Raw genomic sequence first — 17,563 nt, forward strand, 5'->3', positions numbered from 1 at the left:
AAGAAGTTTTCCAAAGCCTCAATACGGCAGTGTAAAGATCTGCTGTCCTCGATGCGACTCTCAGCGAATCCCTGTGGTGGAAACCTTTGACTGGCCCAGTGTCAGTGAATGTCCCGGGCCCTGTCCTGCACTCGGTTTCTGTAGAAACTTCGGCAACTGGACGTTCTCGAAGAATTCGTAGCTCGGCTTTTCCCGGGCGCGCAGGTGGCTGTCCATATTCTCACCCTTCTGCAACTGCACAATCCCGGGTGCGTTCGTCTGAGCGGAATGCCAGACCGGCTGGTCTCGGTAAGTGAATTTCACCTGACTCACGTATTCTTTGAACTTATAAGTCCCGACGGCAATGAAATTGATTTCGGTGTCTTTGGGTCCTTCAACACTGGCCAGCAGATTGATGGACCCGTTGGCCCCTGCCTTGCAGCCGATGGCTTCGAGTTGCCCGGTCAGGCCTTTGACCACGCGGTCCCGTTGTGTGGCATCGGGGATCCCGCTGGCATCAATTTTGACTGTCGTCCCCTCGCGTAAGACAAACAGGTCAGGATCGGTCAGTGCCTTCTTCAGGAGTGTTTTGGCGGCGGGGTGTGGAATCTGCAGCGGGACGAGTGCACCGGCTTTCTTTTCGCCTTCGGTCACTGCGAAATAGGTGATTCCATCCGCCGAGCGAACCTGCTCGGCCCCCTCGTACGTCCAGAGTTTCAGTTGATTCTGTAGATCGAGCAGGTAGTGATTGCCTACCAGGACAAAGGCATCATCGGGAAACTCAATACTTCCATGCACGTTAAGTCCCGTACAGGGAATCGTCCGCTCGAGTTCGCCCGTCGCGAGGTTCCAGACCAGGACTTTGTCGAAGGCAAGACAGGCCAGCTTTTGACATGTGGGACTGAAAGCCATGTAAGGCCATTGGAGCTTCGTCGGCGTTTGTTGAATCGCGACCACCTCCTGTTTTTCAATGTCAAATACACCGATGTCGGAACCGTTAGAGAAGGCGATCCATTTCCGATCTGGACTCAGGGCGGGAACCGCACCGTTGGCAGTGTCGAACTGGCAGACAGGCTCGATTTCGGGGAACTTCCAGAGCACGACTTTCCCGTCGCGACTCGACGTGGCCAGCGTTTCCGCATTCACAAATTCGGCCCAGAGGACATCACGGGCGGCGCCCTGATCCGCCTCGTAGGGAGTCCATGAAACCTTTTTAGTGACCTTGTTTCCTTTGGGGATCCAGACCTCGAGCCGATCCTGATTGCCGAATCCAAATTCTTCGCGGCGCATGATGATTTGCTGCCCATCATCATGCAGGGCAATGGGAACCATTTTGCCGACGCCGACGGCGGGGGTACCGCATTTGCCCGTTTTCAGGTCGCAAATCGCGACTCGAATCGTCCCCCCTTCCCCGTGCTTATCCAGGAGATACCCCACTACGGCAAACTTTGATGTCGTTCCGCGACTGATCGCCATCCCCTTTAAGCCCTCAAAAAAGTTGGTCTTCGAGGGAAGCGGAATCGACTTCAAGCGGGTCGCTGCAGGGGATGACTCGGGGGCGACGATATCCAGCTTCCACGGTTCACCGGTTGCGGCCAGACTGATCTGTTCGACCCCAGAGAGGTCCACAGTCACCGTCCGGGGGCCCTCTGAATCATCAGCGCTCGCTTTACCGGAAGCCGGTTTCTTTCCCGATGATTTGCTTTTGAAGGGGTCGTCGCGCTTGGTCTTGAAGGGGCTGTCTTCCTCTTCTTTCTGCAGGTTGGATACGAACTTTTGATCCGCACTGCTCAGTTTCTTCAACTCGATTTCAACTTCGTCTCCATCCTGTTTTTCCAGGGTGACGACGTCGTCCTCTACCTTGATAAACCTGGCCTTGATCTTGTTCTTTCCGGTCGAGTCTGACCATGTGCGGTAGTCGTCCTGCGACATCACTGGCGTGGGCGAGAGGGACAAAAGAACGAACAGCCAAACAAACGAAGCGAGGCAAGCGTTTCGGACTGAGCAAGTTCGCATGTCTGCCTTCCGGTTGGATTGAGGGACAATACGTCGAATCGATACGAACGCCCAAACAGGGGACGTGGAAATCACAGAGGAATGGAGTTTCGGAGTACCGAAATTCTACCGATGCAGACGAGAATGTTTCAACGAATCTGCATGTATGGACCTTTGGACGGCTCTTGCAGCTCACCTCTCGATTGCCATCGGTGAGTCATCAAAAGAAAATCCCCTGATCCTGGTTCGACTGTTCGAATCAGGATCAGGGGACAAAATTGCAACATTGCCGGGGCTGGCAGCGGCTTTCTTTCTCTTTCAGTTCTCGTGAGCGAGGGTGACCCTTTGGCCGGGATTACTGCCCTGCACCGTCAATCCCTTCCGCCGCGTCCGAAGAGCCGATGTCGAGCTTCTGCCACTTTCGCGAACTGAGCTTCTTGATGCCTTCCGCCGTGACGCTTCCGTTCTCTTTGAACGTCAAGGATTGCAGGCTGGGAATCTTCAGCAGGCTGTCGATGGCTTTATCGGTGACTCCCGTTGCTCGGATGGATAGTTCTTTAAGGTTCGGCAGCGACGCGATTACTTCGACCGTGGCATCGGTCATCTGTGGTACGGTCCAGATATCAAGCAGTTCCAGCGAGGAGAGTGCAGCCAGGTGTTTGAGCCCCTCATCACCGACGGAGGGAAGTTCATGCAGATAGAGTCGCTTGAGCTTCGGAAGATCGTCGAAAACTTCCATCGCACGATTGTCGACGTTGGGCAGGTCGCGAAGCGTGAAGCGGGTCAGTCCCATTCCTTTGAGCGCCAGGACCCCTTCTGTGCCGAATCCCTGACAGCGGAAGATTTCGAGTTGCGACAACTTGCTCAGCTTGGCCAGATGCGGTCCAGACTGGTCCGTAATGACGAAGTCCTGCAAGAGCAGCGATTCGATCGACTGATTACGACTGAGCGCTTCCAGGCCCGTATCATCGACGGCCGTACTGCGGTGCTTGAAGGACGTCAGTTTGGGGAGATCCCCGACCACGTCCAGAGCCATGTTCCCCGCTTCCATGTTGCCGCGCAGGTCCAGCGACCGAAGCTCCTGAAGCTTCGCCAGCCGCTGAGCACCAATATCGTTGACCTTGTTCTGGACCAGCGTCAACCGCTGCAGTTTGTCCAAAGTGCTGAGGATTTTGACAACACCATTGGTCATGTTGGTATTGGACGAGAGATCCAGTTCGGTCAATTCTGGAAACGATTTCACAATCATCTCGACCGCCGAGTCATTGATGGCCGAGTTCGTCAGCGCGAGACTCTTGAGGCCCTTCAAGGAACCGAGCGTCGAGGCCATTTCTTCGTTGAGTGCCCTGCAATTGAAGATCTGCAGTTTTTCGAGATCGCTCAGCTTCCCAAACAGTGCGACATCAGCAGCCGTCAGGTTCGATCCGTCCTGAATGATGATTTCCGTCAACAGGTCGCCCGTTTTCGGCGAATACTTTGCCCGAGCACCCAGTTCGTCGATCCGCGTGCGTGCTGCATTGACGTCATCAGCCGCGGCGGTGGAGGGTTTGGATGGCTTGGCGGCCGGCGTCGAGGGCGTGGCCGAAGTCGTTGCTTTCGGATCGGCTCCGGTTGGAGGTGTGCCGGTCTGCGTGCTGGAATCCTGGGGCTTGGCGCAGCCTGACACCACTAACAGCCCGATGGTGATTCCGGTTTTCGTCAACTGTGAAAAACTAACGTTCATGATTCTTCTCGTCTTATTTCCAAACGGCATCGTCAGTAGCGGATTTCCTACTGTATCGAGCCGGATACAAATTCTGAAGCAGTGAGGAGGGGGATGATTGACAGAGCGGGATTCAAGCGACGATGGAAACAGGTTCTACTTTTCCTCGCTCCGGCAACGATGGAGGTCGCCGGACTCCATGATCCTGGGGCATGAAGGAGCGATTCTGGTGGCAGCGGGCGCCACGTTTCAGCAAAGGTCCCGTGGAGCGTGACAGCATGAAGTCCGTAAACGAAAAGGGCGCATGTCTTGCGACATGCGCCCCTTGCGGTATTCGGACAGCGACTAGTCGAGTCGGTGGCCTTCGGCGTAAACCGGCTTGATCAGATCGGCAACACCGGGGGTCTTGAGGCTGGCGAGATTGGTGACCTTGAGATTCTTGGCATCCCATTCCACCTTTTCACCCCAGTCACCCATTTCACCGTCAGCTCCACCCTTGGCGGCAGCCCAGACAGCGAGGTTGCCCAACAGGATGGTTTCGGTCAGAGGACCGGCTCGGTCGATGAAGTTCGACTTACAGATCTTGGGATCGCTGAGTCGTTTGGCCTTGAACAGTTCGTACATGTTGTTCAGGTCGTTGTTACCCTTGTCTTCTGCCTTCTCGTAGTCGACTTTGACTTTGTCGACGCCCTTGAGTTCGTAGACAGCACAGTAGTCGTCAGAACTGTAGAAGACACCCTTCTCACCGATGATCAGCACGCCGCTGTCAGAGACGTTCGTGATCCCGTATTTCTCGAAGACTTCCATCGGCGGCTTGTTCCCGCGGCGATCGTACCACCAGAAGGGGATGGCAGGACGAAGCGACGTTTCAGGGAATTCAAACTTGATGATCGAACTTGCGGGGAAGCTGTCGAAGTCATGTCCCGTTGACTTGGCCACAACGGAGACGGGATCTCGGAGATCGCAAGCGGCGAACGGAACGGTCAACTGATGGCAGGCCATATCGCCCAAGGCCCCCGTTCCGAAGTCCCACCAGCCACGGTGCTGGAAGGTGTGGTAGAGACCTGGCCAGAATTCGCGTGTGGGAGCGACACCCAGCCAGTTCTTCCAGTCAACGCGTTCCAGAGCCTTGGCGATTTCTTCTTTCTTCTTTTCGATCAGCTTTGGTGCGGTTTCGGGATCCGCTTCCTTCGCTTGAGCAGCGAACTTTTCGAGGGTCATCCGGCGACCAGGACCCTGAGCCCAGACGGGACGGTTTGACCATGCAAACACTTCCTTCAGGGGGCCCAGTACGCCTGACTGTAGCTGAGCGATCGCTTCACGTGAGGAATCGAGTGCCGTACCCTGATTACCCATCTGAGTGCAGACGCCGGTTTCCTTCGCGACATGGGCGAGCAACCGGGCTTCGTAGATGGTGCGGGTCAGTGGTTTCTGCGTGTAGCAGCTGATGCCCAGTCGCATTGCGGCCAGCGTGATCGGGCCGTGCATGTGGTCAGGGGTGCTGACGTTGCAGATGTCGATCTTCTTGCCGTACTTGGCCAGCAATTCCCGGTAGTCAGTGAACTTTTCGGCGTTCTCGAACCCCTTGGATTTGCCTTTGCTTTCCAGTGTGTTGCGATCGACGTCGCAGATGGCGACGACATTACCGAACGCTGCAGCGTTGCTGGAATCGCTTGCCCCTTTACCACCAACTCCGAAACAGGCAACATTGAGTTGCTCGTTCGCAGAGCGTTCTTGACCACGCAGATCGACCGCACCGCCAACAAAGAGGGCGGCTCCGATCGCCGATGTGTTTTGAATGAACTCGCGACGTGACGTTTTTCGACTCATACGTCTCTCCTGGCGGCATGGCTAAGATGCGGCAATCATTGTTGTGGTAGAAACCATGTGCGGCAGTCACTCTGCCGTAGCAATCACTGATCTTAATTAGTTTTTTCACCGATTCACAGCAAGTGATGCCAGAACGGGGGCGAATTTCCCCCGTGGATTTGGGCCTTCCAGTGGATTGATACGAGCTAAAAGCAACCTTTTCTCACGAACAAAACTGTCGGTGAGCGTGTTCAAAAGCAGATTCTTCCGTCGTCAATCTGGCGACGATCCGGTCTGCAGCGCCAGACTCTTTCCTCCCCTTTACGTTGCTTTGTATCGACGCCATGCTGGGGTCCATTCGGCACGATGACATCGATTCGATCTCGCTCGCCAGCAACAGAATCACATGTCAATCAGCGATAGTGGGCGACTGTGCAGTTTTTTTGCCAGCGGTAATTTTCAAAAGTTCAACAGGCGGGACGAAATTCCTTGTGATGGTTGGGGGGCGCAACCTGCTCTCAAGTCAGGGGATTCGATTGGAGAAATATCGCCGGCGAAGTGTGTCCCATACCTGCTGCAACTCGCGATCATCCAGTGCACGGTCATAGGACGCGAGCTCGGCGAGGCTTCCCTTCCAGAATTCCCAGCCGCCCCCCTGCGTACCAATTCGCCATACTCCAGAAAGATCTCGCTTTGCCAGTGGCCGTTCCATCGAGAGCAGACGCGTTGAATTAATGTAGACTTCGGAATTGGTGGCGGAACTGCGTGCAGTGATCAGAAACAATTGGCCGGGTTGTGGAATCAGGGCGCGACGAGTGAGTTGGATATTCTCGTCGGTCATGCCGCCGATTTCGTCCGTGAATCTCGGAAAGACCCCTTCCGAATCCATGACTCCCAGAAAGACCGAGTTGCGTGTCTTGCCCGAGTCCCAGTTTGACAAGAGTATGTGTGAACCCACGTCGCCAATCTGGTAGTTCGCTGCAGCGACGATCGTGAATGTCTGGGATTCCAAGCATTGCCCCGCAAGATCCAGGAAGTCGTTCTCGCCATCAAATCGGACAACTGGGAACGAAGCCCCTCCCGTTTCTACAAGTTGCGGGCGATACTCCGCGATCAGTTGAGCCGCGTGATGAGCCTTCGGACCAGACTGATCATGCCAGTGCCGAATATGGCCTTTCGAGTCGAGTTCGATTCCACGATCGGCGCGCAACCAGAGCGTCAGGCCTGGCACGTTGTGGAGTTCTGAAACCGTCAAAGTCCACGCGCGGTGATCCGGGGGATGGCGCCAGTTCTGGCCATACCAAAAGCCCAATGCACTGACGATGAGAATCGCCATCAGCCCCCAGGCGACCCAAAAGTGTTCGTGCCACATACGTCTGATCGGGCCAATTGGGGGAGCAACGACTTCAGTAATGGATTCATTGCGGAGAAATCGCTCAAGATCATCGGCCAGTTCATTGGCACTTCGATAACGACTGGAGGGACGTTTCTCCAGACAACGCAGACAAATCTCTTCCAAGCGGCGTGGAATCGAAGGAGTGATCCTCGCGGGCGGGACAGGGGCCATGTTCCGGACGAGGTCGAGAGTTTCGATGGTGCTGCGACCACGAAATGGGGGTGCACCCGTGAGGAACTCGTACAGTATCGCACCGACTGAGAAGAGATCTGCAGTTGGTCCGACTTCCTCAATGGTCCCATCGATCTGTTCTGGCGCCATGTAGGCAGGAGTGCCGATTAAGGTACCAGAGACTGTGTCGGATGACAGATCTGTGGGTCGAGCGAGTCCAAAGTCGGTGATTCGAGGTATGCCAGGCCCGTCGGGATGTTTCGGGTCCCGCTGGAGAAGAATGTTCCCTGGTTTTAGATCGCGGTGAATGATTCCTTCAGAGTGGGAATATGCGACGGCGCGGGCGACCGCGAGCAATAACTCAACGCCCTCGTGAAGATCAATCGGCCCGGTCTTCAGTCGCTGGGCCAGCGTAATTCCGGGGACGTACTCCAATGCCAGAAAGGGAATATTCTCCTGCTCTCCCGATTCATAGACACGGACGATATTGGGATGATCCAGTCGGGCGAGCGCTTCCGCTTCACTGCGGAACCGTTTGATCTCGTGAGGACTGGCGAGTGTGCCGGACCGGAGTTGTTTGAGAGCGACGAGTCGCCCGAGACCTGGCTGGCGGGCCAGGAAAACAACTCCCATTCCGCCCCGCCCAAGTTCCTGGAGTATCTCGTATCCCAGTGCGACTCGATGAGACACGTGCGTGCCCGGATCTGCACTCTGCGCGGCCCGTTTAAGGAGACGAACGAAACCGTCGGAATGAATGTTCGTCACCAGTTGTTCACACTGCGGACATCGATCCAGGTGTTCTGCGATCGATTCGAAGTCGGTCAGTGTCAGCAATCCGAGCCCGAAAGCTTGCAGGTCTGAAGCGGATGGATGTGACTCTTCTCGGCAGGTATCGTCCGATTCCATGATGACCCTTTGCAGGGCGAAACCGCTTCATTCCTCAGTGGTCGTAGAGAGGGCTCAGCCCTGGTGACAGCGTCTCACTCGAATGATACCAGCCAACCCAATGCACGTCAGCAGCAGACTCGAAGGTTCTGGTACAGCAGAGGGCGTCGGGCCGACGAACCCCCCTGCGAAGCCAGGCGAATCATAGGTCGTGTATTGACTTGGATCGTACGGGATCGTTCCCTGAGGGCTGGGACCAGAGTAGACACTAAAGTTTTCTTTGACATTCAGTCCCGACAGGACGAAGTACGGGTCTCCGACAATGGACCCCTTTAATTCGGCCGAGGCCCCAACCCCTTCAAATGCGAAAAATGACAAGGGTAAAGCCGATCCAAAGCTGATGAAATCGGAGTCGATGATCTGATCGCCGACATTATTGGTCGTTCCGATCGAGATCGGAATGGTCAAAGTGTCAACGTTAGGATTGCCCACAAACTGCAGCACCAGGTCGATGCCGAAAATTAGTGAATTCAGTTCACTTGTCCCGTTGAAGTAGGTAATCGAACCTAAGGTGAAAACTTCGTCACTATTCACCTGGATATCCTGATTCGCGAAGAAATTTAAGACGCTGTATCCGGGGGCTCCCCATACTATTGTGGCAGTCGCTCCGCCTCCATAGGCCTGACTGACCGCTGTCGATGCGTTGTTGTAGAATGAGGCCGGGTTGCGGATGTTTCCCTGTAATCTCGGGTTTTCGAAGTGAGCGCTGATAGACCCGGTAAAAAAGCCGGCGTGAACCTTCTCGACAGTGCACAGTGATAAGAACGCCATCGCAACCATCGTCGCCGTCGTGCTAAGCAACCAATTCAACTTCTGCATGTCCGTCTCCTGACTTCGAGAATCACTCGAGTAAACTTGTTCCTCTCTCATCGAACGAGAGGAGCAACCCCCTGTGCAATCGGTGCGGGGTGAACTTTCAGGAGAACGTTGTCATGACTCTCAGCATTTCGCGTAATTTTGAGATTCTGTCAAAATCTTACGAAGAATCTCACGTGGCATCAGTCAATAAGTCCCGAACCTGCTTCCCTGAGACGCTTCAACACGCGAAATTTTGCCAGCAGCACTGCGTTGACGGTCAGTCCCAATTGGGCAGCCACCAAAGTGGGGGGAATTTCTTGTATGGCAATCTGGCGGAAGGCTTGCCAGGTGGTCGCAGTGAACTCGGGTTCCACCTGCTTCAGTAATCGCTGCATGACATACAGATCGTGATCCCAATCCCATTGCTGGCTTAAGCGGCTCTCGGGATCCTCCAGATCCGACAATTCTGAGATCTCTGTCGGGGAGACCGAATTTGGACGTTTCCTACGCCAGAAGTCCACGCTGCGATGATAGACGATCAAGCCGAGCCAGCGCCGAAAGGATCCCGTCCGTCCAGAATGAACAAACTCTTGCAGTCGGAGATGGACGTCGGTGAGAACTTCCTGCGAGATATCTTCCGCGTCTTGGGGAGGAATCCGCTTGTGTCGCAGCCATCTTTCAATGAAAGGTCCATAAATTTCGACCAGACTCCGCCACGATTCCTCATCCGGCCGAGAACGAAGTCGTTCCAGCAAACTGATGTGTGTGGTATCCACGCCCGTTCAACTGACCCCGGTGCCCTGAGGAAAATCATCACGTAATCTGATTCGATCGTCGTACCACAGGAGTCTATCCCCGCGGCGGAATTGCGCTCGATGCTACCCTTCGCGGCAGTCGCCCGCAAATCGAGTGGACGACAGGGGTGGGGGCCAGATATTGTCTTGACGATCCTGCCCTTGCATATCGAAGTCTGAAAGTGACCCCTCCCATGTCGTCCTGGGATATCTTCTGTTCCGTCGTTGACAATTTTGGAGATGTCGGGGTCTGCTGGCGTCTTGCACGGCAGTTAAGTCAGGAACATCGCTTCCAGGTGAGGTTATGGGTTGATGATCTCGAGACGTTTGCCGTCATGTCCTCCGAGCTTTCGCCGCTGCTGGCGCGACAAAAGCTGGGATCAGTCGAGGTGCTCAACTGGACTCCAGACTGCATCGTCGACTCGGCGGCGGATGTCGTGATCGAGGCATTCGGTTGCGAACTTTCCGACAATTACCTGAACGCCATGGTGCAGCGTGAGAAAACTCCTGTCTGGATTAACCTGGAGTATCTGAGTGCCGAATCGTGGGTTGAAGAGTGTCACGGACTGGTCTCACCCCATCCCAGGCTCCCGATGAAGAAGTACTTTTTCTACCCCGGATTTACGGAGAAAACGGGGGGGCTGCTGCGAGAACGGGGGTTGCTCGCGTCACATGCGGGGGTGTCGGCCGCTGATGACGCCCTGTTTCTGAATCAACTGGTGGTACCTGACCGCCAGCCGCACGAGGTGCGACTGTCGCTCTTCTGCTACGAAAACCCAATCCTGCCAGATCTTTTGTCCGCCTGGGCACACAATTCGGTCCCCATCCGCGTGCTGGCGTCACCGGGGGCGGCCCGGAAGCTGTTGGCGGACTGGTTCCAGACGGAGCTTGTCGACGGGATGCCGCTGACGCGAGGCACGCTGACCGTACACCCGATTCCGTTTCTCCTTCACACGGATTACGACCGGTTGTTGCGAGTTTGCGACCTGAATTTTGTGCGGGGCGAGGACTCATTCATCCGTGCTCAGTGGGCGAAACGCCCGTTCGTCTGGCAGATCTATCCTCAGTCCGAGAACACTCATCTGGTAAAATTAGAAGCGTTTCTGTCCAGATATCTGTCACTCATGCCCGATGTGGCTCGTCAGGCAGTCAGAAACCTGTGGTACGTGTGGAATGGAGCCGTTTCCCCGGGAAATGAGTGGGGCGATTTCCTGGCAAATTTGGGCGTAATTCAAAGTCAGACAGAACAATGGTCCAGCCAACTTGACCGAATGCCTGATCTGGTCGACAATCTGGTCCGCTTCGTCCAGGAAAAGTGAGTTACTAGTCCAGCACGTTGCCGACGCGTCGTGTCCAGGTTTGGCAGATGCGCACTAACAATTTTGATAGGCAAGATGGGAAATCTTTTATGAGTGTGAAGCTCGCCAACAACCTTCAGTCCGGCAACGTCATTATGCTTGAGAACGAGCCTGTGGTCGTCATCAAGGCTCAAATCAACAAGTCGGGGCGTAACCAGGCGGTCGTTAAAGTCAAAGCCAAGAACCTGCTGACCAACCGGGTCTCGGAACTGATTTTCAAGTCAGATGAAAAGCTCGAAGGGGTCATGCTGGATAAGAAAGAGTGCAAGTACTCGTACTTCTCTCCCCCGAACCATGTGTTCGTCGACTCGGATTTCAACGAATACGAAATCGACGCCGAGAGTATTTCTGATCTCGAGAAGTACCTTGTTTCCGAGATGGAAGATGTCTGTGAAGTGACGTTCTTCGAAGGTCGTTCGATCTCGGTCGTTCTCCCCAAGACGATCATTCGCGAAGTGGAATACACCGAGCCAGTGACTCGTGGTGACACTTCGGGCAAGATCACCAAGGCGGCGATCCTCAAGGAAACGAAGCATGAGCTTCAGGTCTCTGCATTTGTCGAAATCGGAGACAAAATTGAAATTGATACCGAGACGGGCGAATTCAAGCGCCGCTGCACGTGATCTTCTCTGCCAGTTGCTCTTTGTCTTCTTGGCGACGAATTTGGGAGCGGTCGAGCGCGCACCTCGAGCGATTCCCGACGGGGATTCTCTACGTCATCGTTTTTCAGCGTTGATCGATCGAGCACGGGTTCCTCTGAACCCCATCGAACGATCAGCGGTGATCGATGACGGAGTTCTCGAAGTGAAATTCGAGTTCGACACGGAAGCGGATGAACGCGTCCCTTGTCTGCTGGTGAAATCAGCGACATCGGCGCCGGGACCCCTGCCCGTTGTCATCGTGCTTCACGGTACCGGCGGAAACAAGGAAGCCATGAAGGGCTTGCTGCAGGTGCTGGCACGCCGTGGCGTGATGGGAGTCGCTTTCGACGCCCGATACGCCGGGGAACGGGCAAAGCACGGCAAAGGGAGCGAAGATTACCGCGCCGCAATTCTGGAAACCTGGAAGTCGGGGGAGAGGTTTCCCTTCTACTACGACACCGTCTGGGACTTGCAGCGACTGCTCGACTACCTGGAAACTCGCTCTGACGTCGATCCCGAGCGAATCGGCGGAATCGGATTCTCCAAGGGGGGAACAGAGCTCTACCTGGCGGCAGCGGTTGACCACCGGATCGTCGCCAGCGTTCCCTGTATCGGAGTCCAAAGTTTTGACTGGGCTCTCAAAAACAACGCCTGGCAATCTCGTGTCGGGACGATTCAGTCTGCCGTGGATGGCGCAGCCCGGGAACTTCAACAGAGTACCGTTGATGCTGCATTTGTCCGTCGTTTCTATCAGCGGGTCGTACCGGGGATTGAAAGCGACTTCGACGGACCGCAGATGCTGCCCCTCATCGCCCCTCGGCCGTTACTGGTGATCAATGGTGACCGTGACGATCGGACCCCCGGCCCCGGTGTGAAGCTCTGCGTTGATGCAGCACGCGAAGCGTACGGGCAGCAGGATGCTTCGCAGAACTTCGAGTTTCGGTCGCAGCCCAACGTGGGACATGCCGTCACTCCCGAGTCTCAGCAGTACGCGCTGGATTGGTTGATCCGACAGTTACGCTCAAAGTAGGTTCAAGGCTCCCGTACTACTGCGCAGGTGCACGGGCCCCCGTTTCCATCGTCGCACGTTCTGCGGATGACGAAATCGAAGGGCATCCAGGGGTCTCCTGTCAGGCGAGAATCCCCTCGACGACGTTGCCGTGGATGTCTGTCAGGCGATAGTCGCGACCCTGGAACCGGTAAGTGTGCCGGGTATGGTCGAAACCCAGCAGATGCAGCAGTGTGGCGTTCAGGTCGTGGACGTGGACGGGGTCGGCGACGACGTTGAAGCCGAACTCATCCGTCTGACCATGGACGTGTCCCGCTTTGATGCCCCCGCCCGCCAGCCACATGCTGAACCCGCGGTTGTGGTGATCGCGACCGTCGTTCCCCCCCTGCACCATCGGGGTCCGCCCAAACTCGCCCCCCCACACGACCAGGGTATCGTTGAGCAATCCCCGCTGTTTGAGATCACGCACAAGAGCCGCACTGGCCTTGTCGGTGTCGATGGCATTTTGTTTGACACCTGCTGTGAGGTTTCCGTGATGATCCCACGCTTCATGGAAGAGCTGTACAAAGCGGACACCCCGTTCGATCAGGCGACGCGCCAGCAGACAGTTGCGGGCGTAGCTGGATTCGTTGGGGTCTTTCACGCCGTACATGTCGAGCGTCTCTTTCGATTCGCTCTTCAGGTCCATCAGTTCCGGTGCGCTCGACTGAAGTCGATAGGCCATTTCGTAGCTCTGGATCCGGGCCGCAGTTTCAGGATCGCCCGCGGTTTCCAGATTCAACTGGTTGAGCCGCTGCAGAGCATCCAGTGATGCACGCTGTGTCTCGGAATCGATTCCGCGAGGATTGGAGAGGTACAGGACGGGATCCCCGGCGCTGCGGAATGGGATTCCGCCGTACATGGTTGGGAGGAAGCCACAGCCGTAGTTGCTCGCGCCGCCGCTGGTTCCTTTGGCACTCGTCAGTACCACGAAACCGGGCAATTCCTGGCTTTCGGTCCCTAAACCGTACACAGTCCACGATCCGAAACTGGGGCGGCCGAACTGTTGCGACCCGGTATTCATCATGATCTGAGCAGGTGCGTGGTTCACTGCATCTGTCTGCATCGAACGAATCAGGCAGATGTCGTCGGCAATACTGGCCGTGTGCGGAAGAACTTCGCTCAGTTCCATGCCGCATTTGCCGTGTCGTTCGAACTTGAACTTGGGTCCCAGCAGGGCTGAGTTCGGGTTAATGAACGCAGCCCGGTAGCCTTTGAGCAAGTCTGCCGGAGGCAGCTGGCCATCCCGTTTACTCAGTTCCGGTTTGTTGTCGAACAACTCCAGATGACTCGGAGCCCCGGCGTTGAACATGTAGATCACACGTTTGGCTTTGGCGGGGTAGTGCGGTTGCCGGACCGCGAGCGGATTGGGCGCAGAAGAGGCACTCAATCCGGTACGAGCCGCCAAAGCACCGGCAGCGATCCCGGCCAGACCGACGCCGCAGTCACGCAGGAACCAGCGTCTGCTGAGATACCGGGCCATCGCAGTCTTCAATTCATTCTGTTGTGTCATCTCGACCAGCCTCGTGGTTAAATGTGATTCCGCAGGAATTTGGCCCAGTCTGCTTCGGGATCAGAGAACCGTGGATTGATTGTCAGTTTTTATTGATCGTCTCGTCCAGATTCAGCAGGACTCGTGAAACGAGCGTCCAGGCGGCGGCGTCCTGAGGGGTTGCGTTGGCGGGAATTGCTGGCAGCTTTGTGGAATCGCCTGTCGCGACTTCGCGAATGTCGAGCCAACCATCTGCCAATCGTTGCCGCCTCGATTTCAGCAGCGAAAGAATCTCGGTCCGTTCTTCATCTGTAGGTTTTCGCGCGGTACACAGACGAAATGCGTAGTCGGCCCGTTGGGCGTCGTCCTGACCACCTTCTCGCAGGATGCGGAGGGCCATGGCCTGAGCCGACTCGACGAAGATGATCTCGTTCAGTCCTGCCAGCGCCGCCAGCGGAGTATTGGACCGCACACGCCGAGCACAACTGAAGTCGCTGTTCGGTGCATCGAAACTGGAAAGCACGGGATCAGGCATCGACCGTTTGCGGAAGACGTAAACCGTCCGCCGGTATCGTTCCGGCCCTTCAGCCGGCTTCCAGAACGTCGGATAGACATAGTTGTAATCGAGTACGTTCTGAGGAACGGGAGGAATGATTCCCGGTCCTCCAATTTTGTGGCTGATAAGTCCTGCTGCACACAGAGCGATATCGCGAACGACTTCGGCTTCGGCGCGGAACCGGGGTCCCCGGGCGAGCCACTGATTGCGTGGATCCCGCTCACGAAGTTCGGGCGACATGGTCGAACTCTGCTGGTACGTGGTGCTGGTGACAATCGTTCGGATCAGATGCTTCTGGCTCCAGCCATGCTCCATGAAGTCGACTGCCAGCCAGTCCAGGAGATCCCGGTACTCAGGGACCACCGTCCGGGTTCCAAAGTCCTCTGACGTTTCGACCAGCCCCTCGCCAAAGATCGCCTGCCAGACGCGGTTGACGGCCACGCGAGCGGTCAAGGGAGACTCGGGTGCCGCGAGCCACTGAGCAAACCCCAGCCGGCTGGGCGGGTAGACACTGTTATACGGGTGCAGGGCAGCGGGAGTATGCGGCTGAACAACGTGCTTCGGCTGGTCCCAGCCACCGCGATCGAGCAGAGATGTCGGCCTGACGAAGTTGTTCTGGCGTTCCTTCAAATGAAGGACGGAGGTGAGAGCCGTCGGAAATTGTTTCCACTGGGCGTCGATCTCGTCGGTGATCGGTTTGAGTTCGGGGATTGAGCGAGACCAAGCCGAGAAGATCGCGGCCTGTTGCTCGGCGGTACGTTGCTCTGCAGGAACCTTGATCGCCAGGATGGCCGCGTAGTCGATCGGCAATGCGGCCGGTGCGGGAGCCGTCGTCGTGCTGATCCGGGCACAAACCAGCATGTCGTTCGTATTCATCGCGAATTTGAACTTGGTTCCGGGGGGGAGATCGAGTGGTTGTTCAAATTGGACAATGGCAACGGACGGCTGATTGCGACGGCCAATTCCACGGTCTGCTTCCCACGACGTGTCATCGGTTCCGTCAATCAGATAGGCGACGGGTCCGCGTGACTTCTTATCTTCTTTCTGGTCTGGTTCCGAGAAGTCTGCGGTGGCGTTAACGAGTTTCAGCTTTTCCCACTCGCTACTTCCGGGCTTCTGGATCGAGGCATGAATCTCGGTCACGCCCCACACCCCCGCTGGCCCGCGTCCCGGACCGCCAAAGGGCAGGTCCCCGTGAGTCAGGGCTTCCAGACGGATGCCGGTAACACCTTTGAGGTCTGGCTGACCCACGAAGAAGACGTCGTTACTGGGGTGTCCGCGCATCAGGAATGAATGGTCATTCAATTGCGTCGGGTGATTCAGGCCACTGACACTTCCCATTTCCATCGCGATCAGCGGCGCCCAGTCGACTTGTTTGGCAAGAACCTCTTTTTCCCATTGAGCAACTTCCTGCTGCCATTGAGGGCGCTGAGTCCGAATTCGATCTTCAATCACGCGAAGAGAATTGGTGACCTGATCGATTTGCTGCTGTTGCTCGGGTGTGTAGACCCATGACTGGGCTTCATAGGAATTATTGAGGAATGCGAACATCCCATAGTATTCGTCATGCGAGATGGGATCGAATTTGTGGGAGTGGCACTGGGCACACTGCGTCGAAAGGCCCAGAACGGCTTTTCCCACACAATCGACTCGATCAAACATTTCAAACATCCGGAACTCTTCGGCGATGATCGCTCCTTCTTCGTTCAGCATGCTGTTACGGAGAAAGCCGGTGGCGATGATCTGTTCCTGCGTTGCACCCGGCAGCAGGTCACCCGCGATCTGTTCGATGACGAACTGGTTGTACGGCATGTCTTTGTTGAGTGCCTTGATCACCCAGTCACGCCAGATCCACTGGTCACGTGACAGATCCTTTTCGTACCCGTTCGTATCGGAATAGCGAGCGGCGTCGAGCCAGTGGCGAGCCCACTTCTCTCCGAATCGGTCACTCTTCAGCAATCCTTCAATTGTCGCTTCGACGCCGTTCTTCTCAAACGCGTCGAGTTCAGCGGGGGTGGGGAGCAATCCGACCAGGTCCAGATACAGCCGGCGGCAGAGAACTTCGTTCGAAGCACGAGGTGAAGGTGTCAGACCTCGTTTCTGTAGATGCTGAGCCACGATCGCATCGATGGGATGAGGGGAACCACCTTCCGGGAGCTTGATTTTCTGTGGCGGGACAAAGGCCCAGTGTGCCGCGTATTTGGCTCCCTCATCAATCCATTTTTTGAGGGTGTCGATTTGCTGAGGGGAAAGCGGTTTGTTTTCTTTTGGTGGAGGCATGACCTGCGTGGTGTCGGTCGAGGTCACGCGGCGGATCAGTTCGCTGAGGTCATGCTGACCGGGGACGATCGCAGGAGTTCCCGAATCTCCTCCCTTCAATGCCGTCTCGCGCACGTCCAGTCTCAGGCTGCCGTGTCTTGTTCCTTCGTCACCGCCGTGGCAGTGAGTGCAGTGCTCGGCCAGGATGGGTTGGACATCTCGCTGATAGTCGATGGTCTGGGCTTGCGCGAGACCCGTGACCAGGTGCAGAGACATCCAGCCAAATAGGCCGGGACTCAGGATGGACCGTGCTACAGAGGAACTCAATTTCATGGCGGGCATGACCTCGTCAGCGCTGAGCACCGGCCGTCACCACTCCGAGAGCAACGTCGGGGCATATGGGGCGAAGAATTCGGGCGGAACATTATCTTACAAAGGTAGCACAACCCAGCACAACGGCGGGGATTGTTTTGTTCAGTAGAGCGGTCTGCCGTTCGCTGAGGTTTGTTCATCAGGGAACGCGATTCGGGACAGTCCTCAATTGCACAATCGAAGGATCATTCCTTCGCCCGAACGTCGCCACCTCACTTTCGGAAACCGGTCAACTGCATGGCGGTGTT

General features: G+C 56.1%; 12 protein-coding genes. 4 read left to right on the forward strand and 8 right to left on the reverse strand.

Going from position 1 to position 17,563, the window contains the following annotated elements:
* Positions 1-60: 60 nt before the first annotated feature.
* On the reverse strand, positions 61-1,995 hold the full coding sequence (locus ACGY09_RS22915; RefSeq protein WP_397569589.1) for an SHD1 domain-containing protein: 1,935 nt from the start codon (positions 1,993-1,995) through the stop codon (positions 61-63).
* 145 nt (positions 1,996-2,140) lie between these two features.
* On the opposite strand from ACGY09_RS22915, the gene ACGY09_RS22920 reads away from it, so the two are divergent.
* Positions 2,141-2,305, forward strand: a complete 165-nt coding sequence (locus tag ACGY09_RS22920) for a hypothetical protein (RefSeq protein ID WP_373652646.1) — start codon at positions 2,141-2,143, stop codon at positions 2,303-2,305.
* A 24-nt stretch (positions 2,306-2,329) separates the two neighbouring features.
* On the opposite strand, the gene ACGY09_RS22925 is transcribed toward ACGY09_RS22920, so the two are convergent.
* The 5 genes from ACGY09_RS22925 to ACGY09_RS22945 all read right to left on the reverse strand — a co-directional run bounded on the left by ACGY09_RS22925 (position 2,330) and on the right by ACGY09_RS22945 (position 9,571).
* Positions 2,330-3,697, reverse strand: a complete 1,368-nt coding sequence (locus tag ACGY09_RS22925) for a hypothetical protein (RefSeq protein ID WP_397569590.1) — start codon at positions 3,695-3,697, stop codon at positions 2,330-2,332.
* 324 nt (positions 3,698-4,021) lie between these two features.
* A complete protein-coding gene (locus ACGY09_RS22930; RefSeq protein ID WP_397569591.1) occupies positions 4,022-5,506 on the reverse strand; it encodes a Gfo/Idh/MocA family protein in 1,485 nt (494 codons plus the stop codon).
* Positions 5,507-6,008: 502 nt separating this feature from the next.
* Positions 6,009-7,958 (reverse strand): protein kinase, encoded by a 1,950-nt coding sequence (locus tag ACGY09_RS22935; RefSeq protein WP_397569592.1) that lies wholly within the window; start codon positions 7,956-7,958, stop codon positions 6,009-6,011.
* A 54-nt stretch (positions 7,959-8,012) separates the two neighbouring features.
* Positions 8,013-8,816, reverse strand: a complete 804-nt coding sequence (locus ACGY09_RS22940; protein WP_397569593.1) for a choice-of-anchor K domain-containing protein — start codon at positions 8,814-8,816, stop codon at positions 8,013-8,015.
* 179 nt (positions 8,817-8,995) lie between these two features.
* Complete coding sequence (locus ACGY09_RS22945) at positions 8,996-9,571, reverse strand: RNA polymerase sigma factor (RefSeq protein ID WP_397569594.1); 576 nt, start codon at positions 9,569-9,571, stop codon at positions 8,996-8,998.
* A 212-nt stretch (positions 9,572-9,783) separates the two neighbouring features.
* Here ACGY09_RS22945 and earP point away from each other — a divergent pair, with 212 nt between their 5' ends.
* From earP to ACGY09_RS22960, 3 genes are all read left to right on the forward strand, one after another.
* Positions 9,784-10,908, forward strand: a complete 1,125-nt coding sequence (earP, locus tag ACGY09_RS22950) for an elongation factor P maturation arginine rhamnosyltransferase EarP (RefSeq protein ID WP_397569595.1) — start codon at positions 9,784-9,786, stop codon at positions 10,906-10,908.
* A gap of 95 nt (positions 10,909-11,003) precedes the next feature.
* Positions 11,004-11,570: an elongation factor P gene (locus tag ACGY09_RS22955; protein WP_373653802.1), complete on the forward strand. Its 567-nt coding sequence runs from the start codon at positions 11,004-11,006 to the stop codon at positions 11,568-11,570.
* A 181-nt stretch (positions 11,571-11,751) separates the two neighbouring features.
* Positions 11,752-12,618 carry an alpha/beta hydrolase gene (locus ACGY09_RS22960; RefSeq protein WP_397569596.1) on the forward strand — a complete coding sequence of 289 codons (867 nt, stop codon included), beginning with the start codon at positions 11,752-11,754 and terminating at the stop codon, positions 12,616-12,618.
* A gap of 100 nt (positions 12,619-12,718) precedes the next feature.
* On the opposite strand, the gene ACGY09_RS22965 is transcribed toward ACGY09_RS22960, so the two are convergent.
* Positions 12,719-14,149, reverse strand: coding sequence for a DUF1501 domain-containing protein (locus ACGY09_RS22965; protein WP_373652641.1), 1,431 nt, complete (start codon positions 14,147-14,149; stop codon positions 12,719-12,721).
* A gap of 82 nt (positions 14,150-14,231) precedes the next feature.
* Positions 14,232-17,306: a DUF1553 domain-containing protein gene (locus ACGY09_RS22970; protein ID WP_373652640.1), complete on the reverse strand. Its 3,075-nt coding sequence runs from the start codon at positions 17,304-17,306 to the stop codon at positions 14,232-14,234.
* Between the last annotated feature and the right edge of the window lie 257 nt (positions 17,307-17,563).

Origin of the sequence: Schlesneria sphaerica, assembly GCF_044336245.1 — a bacterium.
Classification (GTDB): Bacteria; Planctomycetota; Planctomycetia; order Planctomycetales; family Planctomycetaceae; genus Schlesneria; species Schlesneria sphaerica.

What these genes read in the sequence shown, in the direction of transcription:
- ACGY09_RS22915 (WP_397569589.1), bottom strand. Translation starts at nt 1,995, where the DNA reads ATGCGAACTTGCTCAGTCCGAAACGCTTGCCTCGCTTCGTTTGTTTGG.
- ACGY09_RS22920 (WP_373652646.1), top strand. Translation starts at nt 2,141, where the DNA reads ATGGACCTTTGGACGGCTCTTGCAGCTCACCTCTCGATTGCCATCGGT.
- ACGY09_RS22925 (WP_397569590.1), bottom strand. Translation starts at nt 3,697, where the DNA reads ATGAACGTTAGTTTTTCACAGTTGACGAAAACCGGAATCACCATCGGG.
- ACGY09_RS22930 (WP_397569591.1), bottom strand. Translation starts at nt 5,506, where the DNA reads ATGAGTCGAAAAACGTCACGTCGCGAGTTCATTCAAAACACATCGGCG.
- ACGY09_RS22935 (WP_397569592.1), bottom strand. Translation starts at nt 7,958, where the DNA reads ATGGAATCGGACGATACCTGCCGAGAAGAGTCACATCCATCCGCTTCA.
- ACGY09_RS22940 (WP_397569593.1), bottom strand. Translation starts at nt 8,816, where the DNA reads ATGCAGAAGTTGAATTGGTTGCTTAGCACGACGGCGACGATGGTTGCG.
- earP (WP_397569595.1), top strand. Translation starts at nt 9,784, where the DNA reads ATGTCGTCCTGGGATATCTTCTGTTCCGTCGTTGACAATTTTGGAGAT.
- ACGY09_RS22965 (WP_373652641.1), bottom strand. Translation starts at nt 14,149, where the DNA reads ATGACACAACAGAATGAATTGAAGACTGCGATGGCCCGGTATCTCAGC.